A 20,047-nucleotide genomic window follows, 5' to 3' on the forward strand; every position below is an offset into this window, starting at 1 on the left:
CGAATCTGTCAGTTGACGCTGGGGTGACGTAATCCTGTTTCGGTAGGGTCGCGACGGATCCCGCAGCACGTGTCGGGGCCGGGAGGAGAACGCCTGCCGATGTTCGGACGAGAGACCGAGCTGAAAGACCTGGTCGCGCTGGTGGGCGGTCCCGGAGAGCGAAGCGGCATCCTGATCGAGGGGGAACCCGGAATCGGCAAGTCGGCACTCGTCGAGGAGACGGTCGCCGCCGCGGCCGCCGCGGGGCTGCGGGTACTGCGGACCGCGGGTGTGGAGGCCGAACACGGCCTGACCTACGCCGGGCTGCAACGGTTGCTGTATCCGCTGCGCCGCGCGTTCGATACCTTGCCGAGGCACCAACTCGAGGCGTTGACGAACGCTGTGGGCATGTCGGATGCCGCCGTGGAGCCGAGCCTGCACCTGGTGGGGCTGGCCGCGCTGACCCTGCTGGCCGACCTGGCGGTGGAACGGCCGCTGGTGGTCGTAGCCGAGGACGTGCACTGGCTCGATCCCGCCAGCGCCGAGGTCCTCGCCTTCGTCGCGCGCCGCATCGACTCCGAACCTGTCGCTGTGCTCGCCACCGTGCGCCACGGTGCGGATTCACCGCTGCGCGAGGCCGGACTGACCACCATGCGGCTGGGTCCGCTGCCCGAGCACGACGCGAACGCGCTGCTCGACAGCATCGCACCGGAGTTGCCTGCCGAGGTCCGCCGCCGGGTGCTCGCGCAGGCGCACGGCAACCCGCTCGCGCTGATCGAACTGCCCACGGCGGTAGGGCATCTCAGCGAATCCGCTCCAGCGCTGCCCTTGACCGAGCGCCTCGAACGCGCCTTCTCGGCGCGTGGTGCCGCGCTGCCCGAGCGCACTCGATCGGCGTTGCTCGTCGCGGCGCTGGATGACAGCGATTCGCTCAGCGAGACGCTGATTGCCGCAGGGATTCTCCTGGGATCCGAGGTGGGGACCGAGATTCTCGCCCCCGCGGTGGCGGCCCGGTTGATCGATATCGGTCCCGGCACGGTGACATTCCGGCATCCGCTGATTCGTTCGGCCCTGGTGGCGGCGGCGATGCCCGAGGAGCGCCAGCGGGCCCACCGGGCCCTCTCGGACCTGCTCACCGAGTCACCGGATCGCCAGGTGTGGCATCGGGCGGCGGGCGCGGTCGGCGCCGACGAGGAGGTGGCCACGGCGCTCGAGGACGCCGCCGAACGGTCCAGGCACCGCGGCGGCGCGATCGCGGCGCTGGAGCGTGCCGCGGGGCTCAGCGCCACCCCCGGCCGACGCGCGGATCGACTCCTGCGCGCGGCTGAACTGGCCGTCGACGCCGGTCACCGCGACACGGCCGATCGCCTGGTCGACACCGCGCGTACCCTCCCGCTCACCGCCGCGCAGGAGGCCACCGCGAACTGGCTGCTCAGCGGGTTCGAGGACGGGATGCGCGAAAGCCCCTCGCGCATCGCCGAACTGGCCGCGCTCGCGGCCGCCGTCGCCGCCGACGGGTATGAGGATCCCGCGCTGCGAATCCTATGGGGTGCGGCCATGCGGTGCTTCTGGGTCGAACCCGGACCCGAGGCCCGGCGCGCGGTGCTCGCGGTCGCCGACACCTTCGGCATTCCCGACGGTGATCCGCGCAAGCTCGCGGTCGACTCGATCGTGGCCCCGTTCGAGCGCGGCGAACAGGTCCTCGGCCACCTGCGTGCGCTGGCCGCGACCACGGGGCGCGATCCGGAGGTCGACCACTTTCTCAGCAGTGCGGCCTATCAGGTCGGCGCTTTCGACCTCGCGGCGCAGTTCGCGGCCGCCGCCGCACCCGGATTCCGCTCCGCCGGACGGCTGGGGCTGCTGACCCGGGCACTCGCGATCCAGGCTTGGAGCCTGGCACGGCTCGGCGACCTCGCCGCCGCCGCGCCCATCGCAGCCGAGGCAGCGGCCTTCGCCGGGGAGACCGGGGCGCCGTTCATGCATGCGGTGGTCGTCGCGGTACAGGGCGAAATCGCGGCGCTGCGGGGCGACTACCCGCAGGCCGCCGCGCTCGCCGCGGATGCCGAACGGACCGGACTGGCGGCAGGCGCGCGGCCTGTGCTGGCCACGGTGCAGCTCACCCGCGGGCTCATCGCGCTCGGCGAGGGCCGATTCGATGACGCCTTCACCGATCTGGCCCGCGTCCACGATCCGCGGGATCCGTCGTATTCACTGACGCTGCGCGCGTGTTTCCTCACCGAAATCGCCGAGGCCGCGGTCCGCGCCGGACAGACCGATGCCGTGGCGGAACTGTTGCGGGAACTGGAACCGGTCGCGGCAGCCACGTCATCGCCCGCCCTGCACATCGGCATGCGTTACGCCCGAGCGGTGCTCGCCGGCGATATGGCCGGAAAGCTGTTCGCCGCCGCACTGGAGGCGGATCTCACTGGTTGGCCGGCCGAACGCGGCCGCCTGCATCTCGCCTATGGCGAGTGGCTGCGGCGGCAACGGCGAGTCGTCGAATCCCGCACCCATTTGCGCAAGGCACGAGAGACTTTCGACGCGCTCGGCTTCACGGCGTGGAGTGAACGGGCCCGCCTGGAACTGCGCAGCGCGGGCGAGTCGAGCCCGAATCGCGACCCGGACGCCCGCGACCGGCTCACCCCGCACGAGCTGAGCATCGCGCAACTCGCGGCGCAGGGGCTGACCAACCGGGAGATCGGGCAGCGGCTGTTCCTGTCGCACCGGACGGTGAGCACCCACCTGCACCGGATCTTTCCGAAGCTCGGGATAAGTTCGCGCGGTGACCTCGCAGGGCTGCTGCCGACCGAGGAAGAGACGGCGCAGTAGAACGGGCCGGGGCAATGGACACCGATTACGTCATCCGACGCTCGCGACCACGTCCACGCGCTACCTAGCGTCGGTGTATGGATATCAGCAGACGATTCTTCGGTGGTGCGCTCGTAGCGGGTGCCGCGAGCCTGACCGCGGCCTCGCTCAGCGCCTGCGGCACGGATCCCGCCACCGCACCGGCGGCCACGACCCCGGTCCCCGGCGCGGATCTGCGGAAGGGCTCGGGCGACAACACAAGCCTGGGACCGATCAGGCAGATCGACGCCGGTGTTCTCAGCGTCGGATACGCCGAGTTCGGGCCCGGTACCGGGGAACCGGTGATCCTGCTGCACGGCTGGCCCTACGACGCCTACAGCTATGCCGATGTCGGTCCGCTGCTGGCGGCCGCCGGCTACCGGGTTCTGGTTCCGTTCCTGCGCGGCTACGGTCCGACCACCTTCCGCTCCACCCAGACCGTCCGCAACGGGCAGCAGTCGGCCATCGCGCGCGACATCGTCGATTTCATGGACGCCTTGCACATCGACAAGGCCGTACTGGGCGGGTTCGATTGGGGCGCGAGGACCGTCGACATCATTGCCGCGCTGTGGCCGCAGCGGGTCAAGGCGATGGTCGCGGTGAGCGGGTACATCGTCACGGTGCAGGCGGCACAACAACAGCCACTGGCTCCCGAGGCCGAACTCGGCTGGTGGTACCAGTACTATTTCGCCACCGAGCGTGGCCGCCTCGGCTACAGCCGCAATCGGCACGACTTCAACAAGCTGATCTGGAAGCGCGCCTCCCCGGCCTGGAATTTCGACGACGCCACCTTCGACCGCAGCGCTGTCGCCTTCGACAATCCCGACCACGTCGACATCGTCATCTCCAACTACCGCTGGCGCTTGAGCCTGGCGCCGGGCGAGCCGCAATACGACGGTTACGAGCAGCAACTGGCCGCCGCACCGGCGATCACCGTGCCCGCGATCACGCTCGGCAGCGACTTCGACGGCGCGGCCAAGGACGGAAAGGTCTACGCCGCGAAGTACACCGGCAAGCATGAGCACCGCGTCCTCGACGGCATCGGCCACAACGTGCCGCAGGAGGCGCCGCGCCCGTTCGCCCAGGCGATCATCGACGCCGACCACCTCTGAAAGCCGCAAAGGCCGGGCCCGGCGGTGCGACCGGGCCGGGCCTTTGCGCGTCTATAAGGAGTCGCGTAGCTGCAATCCGCCGTCCGCATCGAGTTCGATCACAGTGTCGATGCCGATCCTGCGCAGAAACGGATAATCGTGGCTGACCACGAGGATCGCGCCGCGATAGTCGGCTAGGGCCTCCACGAGCTGGTCGACGCTGGCGATGTCGAGGTTGTTGGTCGGCTCATCGAGAATGAGCAGCTGCGCAGGCGGATCGGCGAACAACAAGCGCGCCAGAGATACTCGGAAGCGCTCCCCGCCCGACAGTGTCGAGACCGGCCGTTCGACACTGCTGCCGCGCAACAGGAGCCGGGCCAGCTGATTGCGGATCGTGCCCGGCGCGGTGGCAGCGGCCACCGCATGGACGTTCTCGAGCGCACCGGCCTGCTCGTCCAGATTGTCCAGGCGTTGCGGCAGATACCCGACGCGGTCGGTCAGCAGCGTGCCGCGTTCCGGATCTCGACCGTGAATCAGATCCTCGAGGAATGTCGACTTGCCCGCGCCGTTGCGGCCGATCAGAGCGACCCGCTCGGGCCCCTGAACGACGATGGAGCGGTCGCCGTCGCGGAGTTCCGCGATGCGACGGCTGCGCGGCACATCCGGGTCGGGCAATTCGAGACGAATGTGCTCGTCACGTCGGACACGGGACGCGGCGGCATCCAATACCTCCTGGGCCGCGGACACTTTCGCGTCGAGTGTGGAGCGCATCGCGCCCGCCGAGCCCTGTGCCCTACTGGCGCGGTTGCCCGCCAGGATCCGGGGTATGCCGCCGCCGCGCTGGGTCGCCCTGGCGGTGCGTTCACGTCTGGCGAGCTTCGTCTCGGCCTCGATGCGCTGGCGCTTCTCGACTTTCAACGCCTGCTCTGCGGTGCGCGCCGCTTGCGCGGCCGCCGCCTGCTCCTGCTCGACGTGCTGCTTCCAGACACTGTAGGGCCCGCCGAACACACTCAGCGACGCCCCGTGCAGTTCGGCGGTGGCGTCCATGTGCTCGAGCAGTTCGAGATCGTGGCTCACCACCACCAGGGCGCCGGGCCACGAGTCCACGAATTCCGCGAGCTTGGAACGTGTTTCGCGGTCGAGGTTGTTGGTCGGCTCGTCGAGCAGCGTGATCGGTGTGCGCCGAATCCGCAGACCCGTGACGGCGACCAGCACGGCTTCGCCGCCGGAGATCTCCCCCACCTTGCGGTCGAGATCGGCGGCGCTGAAACCGATGTCGTGCAGCGCTTCGTCGGCGCGGGACTCGATGTCCCAGTCGTCGCCGATCGTCTCGAAGTGCGCTTCCCCGGTCTCGCCGGATTCGATCGCGCGCACGGCCGCGAGCGTGCCCGCGATGCCGAGCAATTCCGCGATGGTGTCGTCATGGCCGAGGGTCAGCGTCTGCGGCAGGTAGCCCACCTCTCCGGTGGTTTCGATGCGTCCGGAGGTCGGGGTCAGGATTCCCGCGATCAATCGCAGCAGTGTCGATTTGCCGGAGCCGTTGCGCCCTACCAGACCGGTGCGCCCGGTGGTCAGGGTCCCGTTCAGCTGGGAGAGCGCGACGGTTCCGTCGGGCCATTCGAAGGACACGTGCTGCAGGGTGATCGCTGATTGCGTGGATGTGGACATGGGTCGTCGACTCTTTCCTGCTCGTGAACGAGCGGGCCGCGTGATTTCAAGACAATGCGGAAGCAGACGAAGGCGAATCAGGCTCGAAAAGGTCTCGGTTTATACCCGTCCGGGAACCGAGAGAAATGTGCGAGGAATGCGCCGCCTTCGACTGGGCGGCTAGTGTCTGTCGACTTCCTCGATAATCACGTGACCACCCTACCAGCGGTGTCAGACGGTGATCGTCTGGTATTCGGTGTACTGGCCAAGCCCGACCACGCCGTACTCGCGTCCGATCCCGCTGGCCTTGAAGCCACCGAAGGGACCGTCGAATCCGATCGGCGCGCCATTGATGGTGACCGTGCCGGTCCGGATTCGCCGGGCGACGGCCAGCGCCGCGGCCTCGTCGGCCGACCACACGCCGCCGGAGAGGCCGTATTCGGAGTCGTTGGCGATACGGACCGCGTCGTCGATGTCGTCGTAGGCGAGCACGACCAGGACCGGACCGAAGATCTCCTCCCGCGCGATGCGCATGGTCGGCGTCACATCGGCGAACACCGTGGGGGTGACGTAGAAGCCGCCCTGCAGGCCGGGCGGGACCTGCGGGCCGCCGCAGACCAGGCGGGCGCCTTCCGCGATGCCGATCTCGATGTAGTCGCGGACGCGCTGTTGCTGGTCGCCGCGAACCATCGGGCCGATGAAGGTCTCCGGGTCGCGGGGATCACCGACCGCCAGGGACTCGACCAGCGCGGCTAGCGCCGAGATGACCTCCTCGTAGCGGGAGCGCGGGGCGAGGATCCGGGTTTGGGCAATGCAGGATTCGCCGTTGTTCAACAGCGAGCCGAACTTCAGGCCGTTCACCACCGCCGTCAGATCGGCATCGGGCAGGATCACCGCCGCCGATTTGCCGCCCAGTTCGAGACTCACTCGTTTGAGCTGGGCCCCTGCGATGGACGCGATCCGGCGACCGGCCGCGGTCGAGCCGGTGAACGCGATCTTGTCCACCCGCGGATGGGAGATCAGATACTCGCTCGTTTCGCGATCTGCGGGCAGCACGCTGAGCACGCCGTCCGGCAGACCGATTCGATCCACCAGATCGGCCAGCAAGCCCATGCTCAGGGAGTTCTCCGGGGAGACCTTCAGCACCACCGAATTCCCGGCGAGCAGGGCGGGCAGAATCTTCGATGTCGCGGAGGAGAAGGGTGAATTCCACGGGATCACCGCCGCCACGACGCCAACCGGTTCGCGCCGCACCACGCTGCGCACGCGGGAATTCGGGTCCGACGGTTCGAGGGTGCGCTCCCAGTCGAAATGCTCGGCGGCAGCGAGGTAGGCGTTCGCCTGGCGCGTCAGTCCGGCCTGGCCGGCCTTGGTGAACCATGCGGCGGCACCGTTTTCGGCGGTGATGAGGTCGGCGATCCGGTCGGCCTCGTCTTCGCGCAACTTATTGAATCTGCGCAGCAACGCGATTCGCTCGGCGGGCGGGGTGTCACGCCAGATGCGACCTTCGAACGCCGTGTACGCATGCAATGCCGCGCGGTCCACATCGGCGGGTTGCGCCTGCGCCGCCCGGCCGATGACCGAGCCATCGTGTGGCGAGAGGATTTCCAGCAGTGCCGGTTCGCTCGGTTCGGTCCAGGAACCGCCGACGTAGAGCCGTTCGTAGGTGATCATCGGATCTCTCCCGGGGCGAGCGAACGCTGTTGGTCGCGATAGGTTTCCAGCAGGCGGAGCCAGACTTCGCTTATGGTGGGGAACGAGGGGACGGCATGCCAGAGCCGGTCGAGAGGGACCTCGGCGGTGATGGCGATAGTGGCCGAGTGCAGCAGCTCGGTGACGCCCGCGCCGGCGAAGGTCGCGCCGACGATGACTCGGTGGTCCGGATCGATCAGGACGCGGGCCCGCCCGCGATAGCCGGGATCGTGCTGGATCGCACCGGCGACGCGGCCGCTGTCGTAGTCGACCACGTCCACCGTCCGTCCGGCGCGGGCGGCGTCCTCGGTGGTGAGGCCGACCGCCGCGATCTCCGGATCGGTGAACACGACCTGCGGCACCGCCTCGAGGTCGGCGGTCCCGGCATGCGGGCCCCAACGATTGGTGTCGAGCGCATTCCCCAGCGCGCGGGCGGCGATGACCGACCCCGCGATGCGGGCCTGATACTTGCCCTGGTGGGTGAGCAGCGCACGGTGATTGACGTCGCCGACCGCATACAGCCACTCGCCGTCGACGGCGGTCACGGTGAACGTGTCGTCGGTGGTGAGCCACGCCCCCGGCTGCAAACCGACCGTGTCGAGGCCGAGGTCCTGCGTGCGGGGTGTGCGTCCGGTCGCGAGCAACAGTTCGTCGGCGACCAGCCGGGTGCCGTCGGCGAGAGTGAGATGGATGGTGTCGTCGGGGCCGCCCGCGCGATCCACTGCGGTGATGGTGGTGCCGAATCGCAGGTCCACCCCGGCTGCCCGGAGCCGCTCGGCGACCAGGTCCGCGGCGAAGGCTTCGACGCGGCCCAGCAGCCGGGACTCGCGGGCGATGAGTGTGACCTGGGCACCCAATGCCTGCCAGGCGGCGGCCATTTCGGTGGCGACCACCCCGGCGCCGAGAATCGCGAGCCTGCCCGGTACTTCGGGGGCGCTGGTGGCTTCGCGACTCGTCCACGGCCGCACCGCATCCAGGCCCGGCAGCGGCGGCAGCGCCGCGGAGGTGCCGGTGCACACCGCCACCGCGTGCCGGGCGGTGAGCCGCACGGTCTCGCCTTCGGGAGTGTGGACCGTCACCTGACGGGGCCCGTCGAGGCGACCGTGGCCGCGGATGAGGTCGACATCGACGGAGTCGAGCCACTCGACCTGGCCCCGATCGTTCCAGTCGGCCGCCATGCGGTCGCGATGTGCGAGCACCGCGGTCGCGTCGAGCGCGCCGGTGACCGCGGTGGCGACTCCCGGGAAGGTCGCGGCCTCACGGTAGAGCGAGGCGGGGCGCAGCAGGGCCTTGCTGGGTTCGCACGCCCAGTACGAACATTCGCCGCCGACCAGTTCGGATTCGATGATCACGGTGCTCAGCCCGGCAGCGCGAGTACGGTCGGCGACATTCTCACCGACCGGTCCGGCCCCGATGACCACCACGTCGTAGTTACGAGGTTTCTTGTCGGACATGGGTTCCACCTTCGATGGAGGTCAGCGGCCGGGTGCGCGCTGGGTGATTTCCCGCAGGAACCAACCATTGCCATCGGGATCGGTGAACGCGGCGAACGATCCGCAGCTGCGACGCGCCTTCGCGCGGTCGACATCGGCGACGGGCACGACGGCGACCTCCAGCTTCATGTCCATGATCTGTCCTTTCCAGGAGCGTTGAAGCACGTTGTCAGCCTCAACTCTGGTTCCCGCTCCCCCACCGCCACATCTGTCAACTGACGCAGCCCATGACGTAGTCAGCCGACACCGCCACCAGGAAGGCGGACGGATCGGCCAGCGTCCTACACGCCGATCACGAATAGCTTCCGCTGGTGAGAGGCGTCTGCGTAGTGGTCGCGTCCCCCTCCGGCCATTCGCAGAACTGCCGCGCGTGCGTGTCATTGCGGGCGATCATCGAGGTGTGGGGTGAGCGGAAGCTGCCCGAGCCGACCACCACATCGAAGAACTGATGGATGCGCATCAGATTCGTTCTCGGGGTTCGGTGTTGCGGCTTTTCTCGGTCGTGCCCGAGGAGCCCGCGTTGTTGCAGAACAGCTTACGGCCGGTGTCGGTGTCAGCGACCGAATCCGGGGAGTATCCCATGCAGGGCATGTTCTCAGTCCGTAGTTTCTGATGTCGGCGGATCTTCCGGGTGGGGGGTGTGGTGGGACCAGGTGGCGTAGCGCCGGGCCAGTGGTGCGGCGCTGAGTCCGTGGGCGATCACCGAGAGCCCGATCGTGACGACGGCGGTGCTCAGGAGCAGATCCTGATGGGGTAGCTCCCGGTGTTCTTCCAAGATCAGGATGACGAAGACGATGGTGGCCAGTCCGCGGGGACCGAACCAGCCGACGAAGGCGACAGTCGGGGCGCGAGAGTGCGTCCCGATCAACGACAGGGCGACGGGCGTCATCCTGACCACGGTGAGGCTGAGCACCGCGTACCCGCATACCGCCCAGGACAGCTGGTCCAGGGCGGTCCCGAGCAGCACGGCACCGAAGACGATGAACGTCACCGCGCTGAACAAGTCACCGGCCTCCTCGAGTAACCCTGCCGGTGCGCTGTCGTGCTCCTTGCGGTCTCGGATGGCCCCGAAGGTCAGTCCACCGACGAACGCGGCGATGAATCCCGACCCGCCGACCGGCGCGGCGACGGTGTAGGCGAGCGCGGCGGCCGTCAGGGGAACGATCTGCGCCCATGCCCGGTCGATGGTGTGGTGTCGGTTTGCGGTGGACAGGACCGCGGCGGCGATCGCGCCGGCACCGACACCGGCCGCGATGCCGTAGCCGAGTTGTTCGCCGACCAGCCGAGCCGCGGCGCCGTGGCCTATGGCTCCGGCTTCGGTTTGCGCGAGCGCGAGCACGATCAAGAACAGGGGCACGCAGATTCCGTCGTTGAGGCCGCTTTCGACGTTCAACCCTTGCCGCACCGGCAAAGGTAGGACCGGCAGCGTGACCACGGCTTGGCCGAGGGCGGCGTCAGTGGGGGCGAGGACGACCGCCAGCAGCAGCGCTTCGGGCCAGCTGAGTTCACCCAGCACGACGAGCGCGGCGCCGAACCCCGCCACGATGGTCAAGGGCAGCCCGATGCCGAGCAGCCGGACCGGCAAGGAGATCTCGGCTCGGAGCTCGGCCAGGTCCACCTGGGAGGCGTCGGAGAACAACACCAATGCGAGGGTGATCTCGGCGAGCAGTTTGACGGTCTCGGCGGTCGTTTCGACCTCGATCAAACCAACGCCCGTGCCTCCGACTACCAGACCACCGGCGGTGAAGATGATCGGTGCGGTGATCGCGGTGCCCGCGATACGGCCGGAGATCGCCGCGAAGGCGAGCAGTACCGCGGCGATGGCGGGGAGAGCCCACGTCACTGTGTCACCGCCTTGCCCCGTCCCGTGGTTGTCGCCGGGGATGCCAGTCGTGTCGACGGTGAACGACAGGGAGCGGCCTGGACGCGGGACACGAACGCTGCTCAGCCGGAACGAGTTGGCGTCTGGCTGCCGTCGCGGAATCTGGCCGATCTTCGGAAGGACGATGCGTCGGCGCCAGAGCGGACCAATTCGGTCGGCACCACGTGGGCCACTGTGCCGATCCGCGCCATCGACCAGGTCTGGTTACTCGTTCCAGCGGGCCGTGGCGGATGCTCATGTCTCGGTTGTCCCTTCGAACCGGGAGGGCGCTGGGACCTCGATAGCGGACAGATTGCGCCTACGGTGGATATGCGCGCATCACCCATACCGGGTGACGCCACGTAATCGTTCGAGATTTATCCGCCGAGAAAGCCGACGTTCTACCCGACCGGTCGAACTCGTGTTGATCGGAGTCGGTCGGGATAGGGCACATCCGCGTCAGTACATGAGGCCCCACTATTTCGATATTTGTGACCGAGACGAGACCGTTCTTCGAAGAACGAAAGCTGCCGCCCGGGAGGTCGGTTCTGATTGAATCGTTGTATGTGCCGGTGGATGGCGTACTCGGGTCAGCCGATCCTCGTCCAGGATCTGTTGTTCCGCCCTGAACATTCGTTGATCGACCAGAGTCTGCACTCGAGTCTCGGCGAGACGACGACCAACGGTGATGGTTTCGGCATCGGCTGGTACGGCGAGGGTGCCGAACCAGCGGTCTACAAGAGCATCGAACCGGCTTGGAACGACAGCAACCTGCGCGAGATCGCCAAACAGGTGCGAACACCGATAATGCTCGCGCACGTGCGGTCCTCGACCGGGACCGCGGTGCAACGCAGCAATTGCCATCCGTTCCGATACGGGCAATGGTTGTGGGTGCACAACGGCGTCCTGCGCGGGTTCCAAAAGATCAGGCGCGACCTTCTGATGGCCGTCGACCCGGATCTGTTCCCGTACATCGAGGGTTCCACGGATACGGAAGCCCTGTTCTATCTTGCCATGACGTTCGGACTCGTCGATGATCCCTTCGATGCCGTCGCTCGCGCAGTCGGCTTCGTCGAAGACGTCGGACATACGTATGACGTCGACCATCCGGTTCAGATGACCGTCGCGACCACAGACGGCGAGTCGTTATGGGTATTCCGGTACTCCAGCGAGCGCCACTCGCGGTCGCTGTTCTTCTCCACCGAAATCTCCCAGCTGCGCGCACTGCATCCCGAAGTCGAAGTCCTGCGCCAACTCGGCGCCGAGACCCGCTTCGTGGTGTCCGAGCCTCTCCGTGACCTCGAGGGCGCGTGGAACGAAGTGCCCGAATCCGCGGCCGCGGTGGTGGGACCAGGGACCACGGCACTGCGGCCCTTCGCGCCGATCGCACCCGGCTGACCTCGGCGCCTCGCTCAAAGGGGGTTGCCCAAGGCTTGAGCCTTCAGACGCTGGAATTCCGCGTCGGTGATGACACCGGAGTCGTGAAGTGCCTTGGCCTCGGAGATGCTCTCGGCGGGAGATTTACCCGCGACCTGCCTGATGTACTCATCGGTGGCATGCTTCGCCTCGACCTGCGCTCGTTGGGAACGCAGCGCCATCCCCCGCCCGCGCACGATCAGGTACACCAACGCCGTCAGATAGGGGAAGATCACCAAGCCGATCACCCACACGGCTTTGGCTACCCCCGAGACGGAGTGGTCGCGGAACAGATCCACCAGAATTTGAAACAGCACGATCAGGTACGCGACGAAGGCGAACACGAGGATCGTGTACCACACGTAATCCCAGAACGAATCCATATTGTGAGCCTCCTTGGGCGAATCGTTCCCGTGTCGTTGCCGACGCGCAGTCCGCGTACCGCATGATCGGAGCACCGGTCGGCCCTCGGTTGAAAACGAACTTCGTGTTTGCGGGTTGTTCGTCGCGCCCGCACGACGGTGAGAGTGGCGTACACCGTTCGAACGTTCGAAAATCGGCCCAGAGAGATGACGGTACCAGGGCTGGAGGATAAGCGCCGAAACATCGGATATACGTGCACCAGCTTCTGTCGCATGTAACTGCTCGCCTGACGAGCGACCGCGTCGGACACCGACTGAAGAGCGTCGTCGCAGATCGGCGCAGCTGATAAACTCACCGCGTGAGTACCGCCGCGGTGCGGTCCGCAGTATCCTGGCAGGATCTGCGCCAGCTGTCGACACCACGAGTGGCTCTGGCGGCGGCAGGCGTCGTCATCCTGTTCGATGCCCTAATGATCTGATAGGTCATAAGTGCCGGATCGTTCGTGACAGATGAAAACACTCATTTTGCGACCGGGTTGCCGAGAGAGCAGACCATTTTTCCGTCCACGCCGATGCCGTCACGCTCCGCTCGATGGTCAGGCGACGGGCACGACGACGTGCTCAGCCCCGGACCCCGCACGAATCGATCGACAAAACGGCGTTGCGCGGTCTCGGAGACTCGGGCTCTGCCTGAACCGAACCGCCGGAGACGGAGGCGGGCATGACCACAGGCGATGGGAACTGGTCCAAGCCGGCGGCGATGGCCATTCCGAAGGAGGGGTACTTCGAGCTCGAGCAGGGACGTTACGGGCCGATTTTCCCCCGCACACCGGCCAATTATGGCTTTTCGATCATCGCGAAGGTCAGACCCGGTCGTGAGGCGGCGATCCGGGAGTACGGCAAGCAGATCGAGGCCGCGGTCGCGGAAGACCCCACGGTGCTGGCGCCGCTTCGACTGCACTACCTGCGGTGGGTCCTGTTCGACATCGGTGACGGGTTGTGTTTCCAGTATCAGGGGATCTTCGACACCGACTTCGACAAGTACGTCGAGGACGCTGTCGCCTTGTTCCTGGCCACCGGTATCACAACCGTCTTCGTGAACCTCGAAGGGTTCCCCGACGACTGGAGGACCAATACCGATGCAGTGGTCGAATTCTTTCGCAAGCATCAGTGTCCGAGCTTCCTCGAGTACGGCGAGTACCCCTACGTGACGGCGGAAGAGATCAAGAAGGCGCTGCGCGTGAAGGCGGCGTTCTCCGACATGCTCGACCAGATGCAGTAGCGCCACGAGGTCCGCTGATGCTCGAACTCGACGATATCCAGCACATTCTGCTGACCCGCGTCCCCGCCCTCACCGGGCGCTACGAGTTCCTGTCGTTCGCCGGAGCCACTGGTGGGCGAGCCTGGCTGTCGGCCATGGCCGAGCGAGCGGCCTCGGCCGCCGACGCACAGCGCTCCGTGACCACCGACCGCCGATGGGTAGCGCTCGCCTTCACCTGGACTGGATTGCGCGCACTCGGTGTACCCGATCGGTCGCTGGCGACGTTTCCCGAGGAGTTCAGGCAAGGCATGGCGGCACGGTCGAGCATCCTCGGTGACACCGGGGCGAACCACCCCGAACACTGGGTCGACGGATCGGCCGGAGACGAACTGCACGCGATCGCGATTCTCTTCGCCCGAGACGACGCCGAGCGCGCTCGCTGTGTGCGAGCACACGATCGACTGGTCGCCGGCTGCGCTGGAGTGACAGTGCTGTCGTCGCTCGATGTGGCGGCCGTTCCGCCGTTGGAGTACGCGCACGACCATTTCGGCTACCGCGACCGATTGTCGCAGCCGGTGATCGAAGGCTCCGGAGAGCGCGCTACGCCAGGCACGGGCGCTCCGATCAAGGCCGGGGAGTTCATTCTGGGATATCCGGACGAGGACGGCCCGCCGACGGGATTGCCGCAACCGGAAGTGCTGTCACGCAACGGCAGCTACATGGCCTACCGACGCCTACAGGAACACGTCGGGAGATTCCGTGAGTTTCTGGCCGAGCACACCGACACCCCCGAGGAACAGGAGCTGCTTGCCGCGAAACTGATGGGTCGCTGGCGCAGCGGCGCCCCCTTGGTGCTCGCACCCGAGCATGACGACCCCGAATTGGGCGCCGATCTGCAGCGGAACAACGATTTCAATTACAAACACATGGACCCCTACGGCTACGCGACACCTTTGGGCGCGCACATCCGCAGAATGAATCCCCGCGACACCGCCGTGCACATGCAGCGCCGGCGGCTGATCCGTCGCGGCGCAACCTACGGACCACACCTTCCGGAAGGCGCTCCAGAGGACGGCGCCGAACGTGGAATCGCGGCCTTCGTGCTGTGCGCGAGCCTGGTGCGCCAGTTCGAATTCGCCCAGAACGTGTGGATCAACGACAAGACGTTCCACGAACTCGGCAACGAGCGGGATCCGATCATCGGCACTCAAGACGGCACCCTGGAATACAAGATCCCCAAGCGCCCGATCCGCAGGACCATCAGGGGATTACCTGCGTTCACAACGCTCAGGGGTGGCGCTTACTTCTTCCTGCCCGGTCTTCGAGCCCTGCGGTACCTCTGCACTCTCACCGACAACGAAGCAGCACCATGAGCACCTTCACTCCGGCACGCACCTACAACCAGTATCAGCTGCCGCGCTCATACACTCCCGGCAGACGTCGATTGAGCATCTATTGGACCTGGAGCTATCCGTGGGAAGCCCAGCGCGATCCCGCCGCGCTGGACAACCGCTTCTCGACCATGACCGAAGTGCGCCAGGCCACCTGGCCCGCCTACGAGACACCCGAATACGACACCGCCCACTTCCTGCAGGGCATCGCGGGAACGCTGGAGCTGTTCCACCGCTCCACCCTCACCTTCCAGCAGGTCGCCGCAGAGGCCACCGGCCATCCTGTCGCAGTCTTCCAGCGCATCGATCAAGCCGGATTCGAACTACCCATCGACGAACGCATCCTCGCCGACACCGACACCCTCATGGTCTTCGGCCTCGATCATGTACTCGGTCAGGCAGCTGCCGAGCCCGAGGAGATCGCGGCCATCGACGAGTGGCTACGACGCGAAGACACCTGTCTGCTTCTGGCGCCACACCACGACGTCGGCGGCACCGACGACCTTCAGCAACGCCAAGTCGAATACGACCACCACGCCGACCCACTGGTACCACGCCAGCAACGCTTCAGCGCCTACACGCGCTCACTGATGAAAGCCCTCGACGTTCCGGTGCACAACATGTACGGACTCCGTCCCGCCGTCGTCCGAGACACGAAATCCATCGCGCCGTTGACCACGTTCCGCGACCTCGATGCCCCGCATCTGCTCGAGAATGTCACCACGTTCAACTTCCACCCCCATCTCCCGCACTATCACCTCACCGCACCCGGGAGCGAATCCGTGCGGCTCCTCGCCCGCCAGCCCATCGACCTCCACCGACCCCATCCCTTCACCGCCGAGGGCAATACCGAATTCAACACCCTCATCTGGTTGCCACCCACCGACCGTCGCGCCGGCGACATCGTCATAGTCGACTCGACCAACTTCACCACCTTGTTCGGAGGAACCGAAAGCCTCGTCAATTTCTGGCGCAACGTCGCACTCATGAAGTGAGACCGCATCGAACCTGCACCGCGGGACATCTCCACCGACAGCGGGTAGCGCACGCGTTTCGTGGAGGGCGGGGGAACTCGACACATCCGGCCACGCCACGTTATCTGTCGGCTTGCACTCCGGCCTCGGCGTCCGTCCCGAGTCCTTGCTGTTGCTGCCAGTCGCGGGCGGGACGGATCAGCAATTAAAGTGCGAGTAATGCCCGCGGTCCACCGCCACCCGTGCCGGGGCGGTCGGCGTACCGACTGTGCGGCGCCGCGACTCTTCGTTCGCAGCGCGGCGACCTCGGCACGCAGCCGCTTCAACTCGGCGCGTTCATCGGCTGTCAACTTGCCGCCGGGCGTATCCTCTCGCGCATCGGAAGCCATCGGCACCCCTCACTGAGAATGGAGACGGGCACAACGCAAAGGTCGCGGAAGCCAACGGTGCCGGTGGCTCGTGCGCCTATTCTTCGTCGTCCACGACGCACCCGTTGTCGTGCGGTCGGGGTTGGCGGCGGCGCCCCGGTCTCGGGCGAGAGCGGCGCCGCCCCGGTCTCGGGCGAGAGCGGCGCCGCCCCGGTCTCGGCGGAGCGATCCGCCGAGCGTGCGGTGAACTGACCTTTCCAGGTCGCAACGGCTGAATCGCCGTGATGTCAAGGGCGGCGACCGAAGTCAGCCGAAGCGGTACTACGGCCGTCCGCTTCGAGGCAGAACTCGTATGAACCATGTGCCGATTCACGCCGGATCGGATCCGGTAAGTACTCTGCGGCACCAGCCGAGAAACAGCGACGTGGCGCCGATCAAGCGCGTACGCTGGGACCGACATCAGCACCACTGAGCCGATGACTTCGAGCATATTCTCGGGCAGCGGCAATCGGTTCGAAGCAATTCTAGAGCGAGTTCTGTAAGTGAGTCGTGGTCGATACGACTGCCTTTCTCGCGACAGAAAGAGGGCTACAGTGACCGAAACCGATATCGACGCGTTAGGTCCCATCGACTACGTCGTGATCGAATTTCCCGCCGATCGGCCTCCGAACGGATCGGCTCGGCCATTGTTGCGCGACCTCGTCGAGCGCGGAATAATTCCGATACTCGATCTGGCGTTCGTCCGCAAGGATACCAACGGCACCCTCTCCGGAGTCGACATAGCCGATCTCGGCCTCGAAGGGGATATCGACATCACTCTCCTCGCGGAGGCGGGATCGGGACTGCTCGACGACGCCGACTCGCTGCTACACCACTGCTCGACGGAATCCGGACGGTCGCAACGCGGAAACCCGACGCGAAGGGCTTGCTGATTCGAGCGCGGCTCACGACTGTGGGGCGAAACCATGACCGAGCGAAACGATCAATCCGTCGCGGAGCCCGACGAGCGCACTGACGCGTCCGCCCGATCGACCAGTGCCGACCGTGCCGAATACGGCAGGTCCGTCCGGCGCCGGACACCGTCCGGCGTGCTGGCCGAGTACCGGCCCAGCGTTGACCGGGATCCACTCGGGCTGCTCGAAGCCCAGGCCGCGACACGAATTCCCGAACTCGTTCCGGTGCGATACGGCCGAATGGACACCACGCCGTTCGCGTTCTACCGCGGAGCGGCCGTGGTCATGGCCGAGGATCTTTCGCAGGCTCCGGACACCGGCTTGACCACTCAACTGTGCGGCGACGCCCATCTGAGCAATTTCGGACTCTTCGCGACGCCGGAACGCAACCTTGCCTTCGACCTGAACGACTTCGATGAAACCTATCCCGGTCCGTTCGAATGGGACGTCAAACGACTGGTCGCGAGCCTCGCGGTCGCCGGACGCGACAACAACCACACCGGCAAACAACGCAGGAAGTACATCCGCGCCTGCGCCGCCGAGTACCGCGAAATCATGAATCAGCAGTCCACACACGGAGAGCTCGAGGTCTGGTACTCCCATATCGACGCCGTGACCCGAGTCGACGAACTGCGCGAAGTCCTTGATTCCGCGACCAGGAAACGGTTGAAGAAGACGATCGACAAGTCCTGGAGCCGAGACAGTGTCCAGGCGCTGTCCAAACTGACCACCGTCGTGGACGGGCAGCCGCGGATCACGAGCACGCCGCCGCTGATCATCCCGGTCGAGCAGATCTTCACCGGCGCCGACGCGGAGCAGTTGAACCGGGCGCTGATCCAGCGGCTCGGTCAGTACCGCGACACGTTGCAACCCGACCGGCGAGCCCTGTTCGAGCGATTCGAGTACGTTCAAGCGGCACGAAAGGTCGTCGGTGTGGGGAGCGTCGGCACCCGGGCATGGATCGTCCTCCTGCGCGGGCCGAGCAACGACCCACTGTTCCTGCAGGTCAAGGAAGCCCAGCCGTCGGTACTCGAGAAGCACCTCGATGGCCCGTCGTTCACCAACCAGGGCGAGCGGGTCGTGGCCGGGCAGCGGCTGATGCAAGCTGCCAGCGATATCTTCCTGGGCTGGCAGCAAGGCGCGGGCGAAGACGGAGTGGTCCGGGACTTCTACGTTCGTCAACTGCGTGACGGCAAAGGGTCCGCCGACATCAAGACCATGTCCCCTGAACTGATGACTCGCTACGGCCGCCTGTGCGCATGTGCGCTCGCCTACGCCCACGCACGCGCCGGTGACCGGTTTGCCATCGCCGGCTACCTCGACGCGGAGGACGACTTCGAGGTAGCGATGGCCGCATTCGCCGAGAGTTACGCCGACCAGAACGCCCGCGATCATGCCGCGTTGCGCAAGGCGATCGATGGCGGCACGATCACCGCGTGGCGGGAGGTGTAACGCGGTCCCGCGAGCCCGGCGTTGGTGGGCGCGGGCCGCGTTCGCACTGGCGTTTCTCGCGGCGGCCATTCCCGTCGACGCCACTACCGTCGCCCGGCAGGCGGTCGACCGAGGAGCCGACCTGCTGGGCGTGGCCGGCGGCGACGGGACACAGGCTCTCGTGGCGGTGGTGGCCGCCGAGTACGGCCTCCCCTTCCTGGTGATCAGTGCTGGCACACGGAACCCGAGCGATCCTGATCAGTAACAACCCGTATTGCAGCAGTGATCTCGCCGGCCTCAATCGCAGAGACCGGCCGCGGGGCTTCGAGATCTCCGTCGAGAACAACAACGCAGCCGGCGTCATCCTTGGTCGACGTCGGCCTGCCCGCGCAGATAGCGACCGACACATGTCTCGTCCAGAGCCAGTGCCTTGACGATCGATGCCGCACCCACGATCACCACCGAAATGACGAAAAGCCAACTCACCGAAGTGAAGGCCAGTCCCAGCGGGCCGAAGTTTTCTTGGGCGTTCGTCGTGATTCGAGGCAAGAGGATACGGCCTGCCGCGTGTACCGCGGTCAGTCCGACCGCGGTGAGCACGCCGGACGCCCATAGCAGACGCCCGGTCAGCGCTGCCTTCGTCAGGAGAAAGGGAGCCAGCATCCAGACGAACAGCCAGATGATTACCTCACTCAGCGAGGCGAGCAGTCGACCGGCGTAACCGATTGTCGTGAGTTCACGCGTCTGTCCCACCAGCCCGGCTGCGAGGGCGACCGCCAGCAGCGCGGCCAACCACCGCCAGGCATCTCGCGGACCGATCGGGGGAACCTTCCAGACCGCCTCATACACACGCGCGAGAGCCCGGGCGAACGACGTACCGCCGAGCAGAACCATCAGCAGGCCGACTACACCGAACGCGGCCATCGACGGATCGGCGGCAAGGGAAGCTTCGTCGACGTACAGCGATCTGGTGTCGAAGCCGAACTGGTCGTTGATCGTCTCGGCCGGCGCCTGCCAGCCACTGAAGACCGACGCGGCGATCATCACCGGCAATACCGACGTGAAGATCTGGGCGGCGAGCGCCAGCGACCGATCCACGAGTTGGACCTCGGCAAGGCCCTCGATCACACGGCGCAGCGTCCGGCCATACGGCGTTCCTCGCAGCCAGCCGGTCGCGGCCTGCGTGCGCGCAATGGATACTTCGCGAGCCAATGCCACCGATAATTTCACGGATCGCACCGCGCTCACTGTCCTTCTGCTCGTTCCGTCAGGAATGGTCGT

The 20,047-nt window shown here is 66.5% G+C and carries 15 protein-coding genes and 2 pseudogenes; 9 read left to right on the plus strand and 8 right to left on the minus strand.

Annotated elements, in window-relative coordinates:
* Nucleotides 1-99 precede the first annotated feature (99 nt).
* Nucleotides 100-2,808, plus strand: coding sequence for an ATP-binding protein (locus HOV91_RS20330; RefSeq protein WP_246350467.1), 2,709 nt, complete (start codon nt 100-102; stop codon nt 2,806-2,808).
* A 77-nt stretch (nt 2,809-2,885) separates the two neighbouring features.
* On the plus strand, nt 2,886-3,938 hold the full coding sequence (locus HOV91_RS20335; protein WP_174186993.1) for an alpha/beta fold hydrolase: 1,053 nt from the start codon (nt 2,886-2,888) through the stop codon (nt 3,936-3,938).
* Between the two features lie 51 nt (nt 3,939-3,989).
* Here the strand turns inward: HOV91_RS20335 and HOV91_RS20340 are convergent, their stop codons facing one another.
* The 6 genes from HOV91_RS20340 to HOV91_RS20365 form a co-directional block, all read right to left on the minus strand.
* Nucleotides 3,990-5,585: an ABC-F family ATP-binding cassette domain-containing protein gene (locus HOV91_RS20340; RefSeq protein WP_174186994.1), complete on the minus strand. Its 1,596-nt coding sequence runs from the start codon at nt 5,583-5,585 to the stop codon at nt 3,990-3,992.
* A gap of 210 nt (nt 5,586-5,795) precedes the next feature.
* Complete coding sequence (locus HOV91_RS20345) at nt 5,796-7,238, minus strand: aldehyde dehydrogenase (protein WP_174186995.1); 1,443 nt, start codon at nt 7,236-7,238, stop codon at nt 5,796-5,798.
* Nucleotides 7,235-8,710 carry a dihydrolipoyl dehydrogenase family protein gene (locus HOV91_RS20350; RefSeq protein WP_174186996.1) on the minus strand — a complete coding sequence of 492 codons (1,476 nt, stop codon included), beginning with the start codon at nt 8,708-8,710 and terminating at the stop codon, nt 7,235-7,237. Before HOV91_RS20350 ends, HOV91_RS20345 begins: the two co-directional genes overlap by 4 nt.
* 21 nt (nt 8,711-8,731) lie before the next feature.
* Nucleotides 8,732-8,884: a hypothetical protein gene (locus HOV91_RS39980; protein ID WP_246350469.1), complete on the minus strand. Its 153-nt coding sequence runs from the start codon at nt 8,882-8,884 to the stop codon at nt 8,732-8,734.
* Between the two features lie 157 nt (nt 8,885-9,041).
* Nucleotides 9,042-9,209: a hypothetical protein gene (locus HOV91_RS20360; protein WP_174186997.1), complete on the minus strand. Its 168-nt coding sequence runs from the start codon at nt 9,207-9,209 to the stop codon at nt 9,042-9,044.
* Between the two features lie 135 nt (nt 9,210-9,344).
* A complete protein-coding gene (locus tag HOV91_RS20365; protein WP_174186998.1) occupies nt 9,345-10,592 on the minus strand; it encodes a cation:proton antiporter in 1,248 nt (415 codons plus the stop codon).
* A gap of 594 nt (nt 10,593-11,186) precedes the next feature.
* Here HOV91_RS20365 and HOV91_RS20370 point away from each other — a divergent pair.
* Complete coding sequence (locus HOV91_RS20370) at nt 11,187-12,008, plus strand: class II glutamine amidotransferase (RefSeq protein WP_174186999.1); 822 nt, start codon at nt 11,187-11,189, stop codon at nt 12,006-12,008.
* A 14-nt stretch (nt 12,009-12,022) separates the two neighbouring features.
* Here the strand turns inward: HOV91_RS20370 and HOV91_RS20375 are convergent, their stop codons facing one another.
* Nucleotides 12,023-12,409: an SHOCT domain-containing protein gene (locus HOV91_RS20375; RefSeq protein ID WP_174187000.1), complete on the minus strand. Its 387-nt coding sequence runs from the start codon at nt 12,407-12,409 to the stop codon at nt 12,023-12,025.
* Nucleotides 12,410-13,109: 700 nt separating this feature from the next.
* Between HOV91_RS20375 and HOV91_RS20380 the strand changes: the two genes are divergently transcribed.
* The 6 genes and pseudogenes from HOV91_RS20380 to HOV91_RS20405 all read left to right on the plus strand — a co-directional run.
* Complete coding sequence (locus HOV91_RS20380) at nt 13,110-13,670, plus strand: hypothetical protein (RefSeq protein WP_174187001.1); 561 nt, start codon at nt 13,110-13,112, stop codon at nt 13,668-13,670.
* A gap of 17 nt (nt 13,671-13,687) precedes the next feature.
* Nucleotides 13,688-15,022, plus strand: coding sequence for a Dyp-type peroxidase (locus HOV91_RS20385; protein ID WP_174187002.1), 1,335 nt, complete (start codon nt 13,688-13,690; stop codon nt 15,020-15,022).
* A complete protein-coding gene (locus HOV91_RS20390; protein ID WP_174187003.1) occupies nt 15,019-16,035 on the plus strand; it encodes a hypothetical protein in 1,017 nt (338 codons plus the stop codon). The genes HOV91_RS20385 and HOV91_RS20390 overlap by 4 nt, the downstream gene beginning before the upstream one ends.
* 940 nt (nt 16,036-16,975) lie before the next feature.
* Nucleotides 16,976-17,242 (plus strand): annotated as a pseudogene (locus HOV91_RS20395) (DUF6325 family protein); the annotation flags it as partial.
* A gap of 105 nt (nt 17,243-17,347) precedes the next feature.
* Nucleotides 17,348-18,787 (plus strand): DUF2252 domain-containing protein, encoded by a 1,440-nt coding sequence (locus HOV91_RS20400; protein ID WP_174187004.1) that lies wholly within the window; start codon nt 17,348-17,350, stop codon nt 18,785-18,787.
* A pseudogene (locus HOV91_RS20405) lies at nt 18,753-19,010 on the plus strand (diacylglycerol kinase family protein); the annotation flags it as partial. The gene HOV91_RS20400 and the pseudogene HOV91_RS20405, both read left to right, overlap by 35 nt.
* Before the next feature lie 116 nt (nt 19,011-19,126).
* Here the strand turns inward: HOV91_RS20405 and HOV91_RS20410 are convergent.
* Nucleotides 19,127-20,014 (minus strand): hypothetical protein, encoded by an 888-nt coding sequence (locus HOV91_RS20410; protein ID WP_438822680.1) that lies wholly within the window; start codon nt 20,012-20,014, stop codon nt 19,127-19,129.
* Nucleotides 20,015-20,047: the final 33 nt, after the last annotated feature.

Origin of the sequence: Nocardia barduliensis, from assembly GCF_013315795.1 — a bacterium.
Lineage (GTDB): Bacteria > Actinomycetota > Actinomycetes > Mycobacteriales > Mycobacteriaceae > Nocardia > Nocardia barduliensis.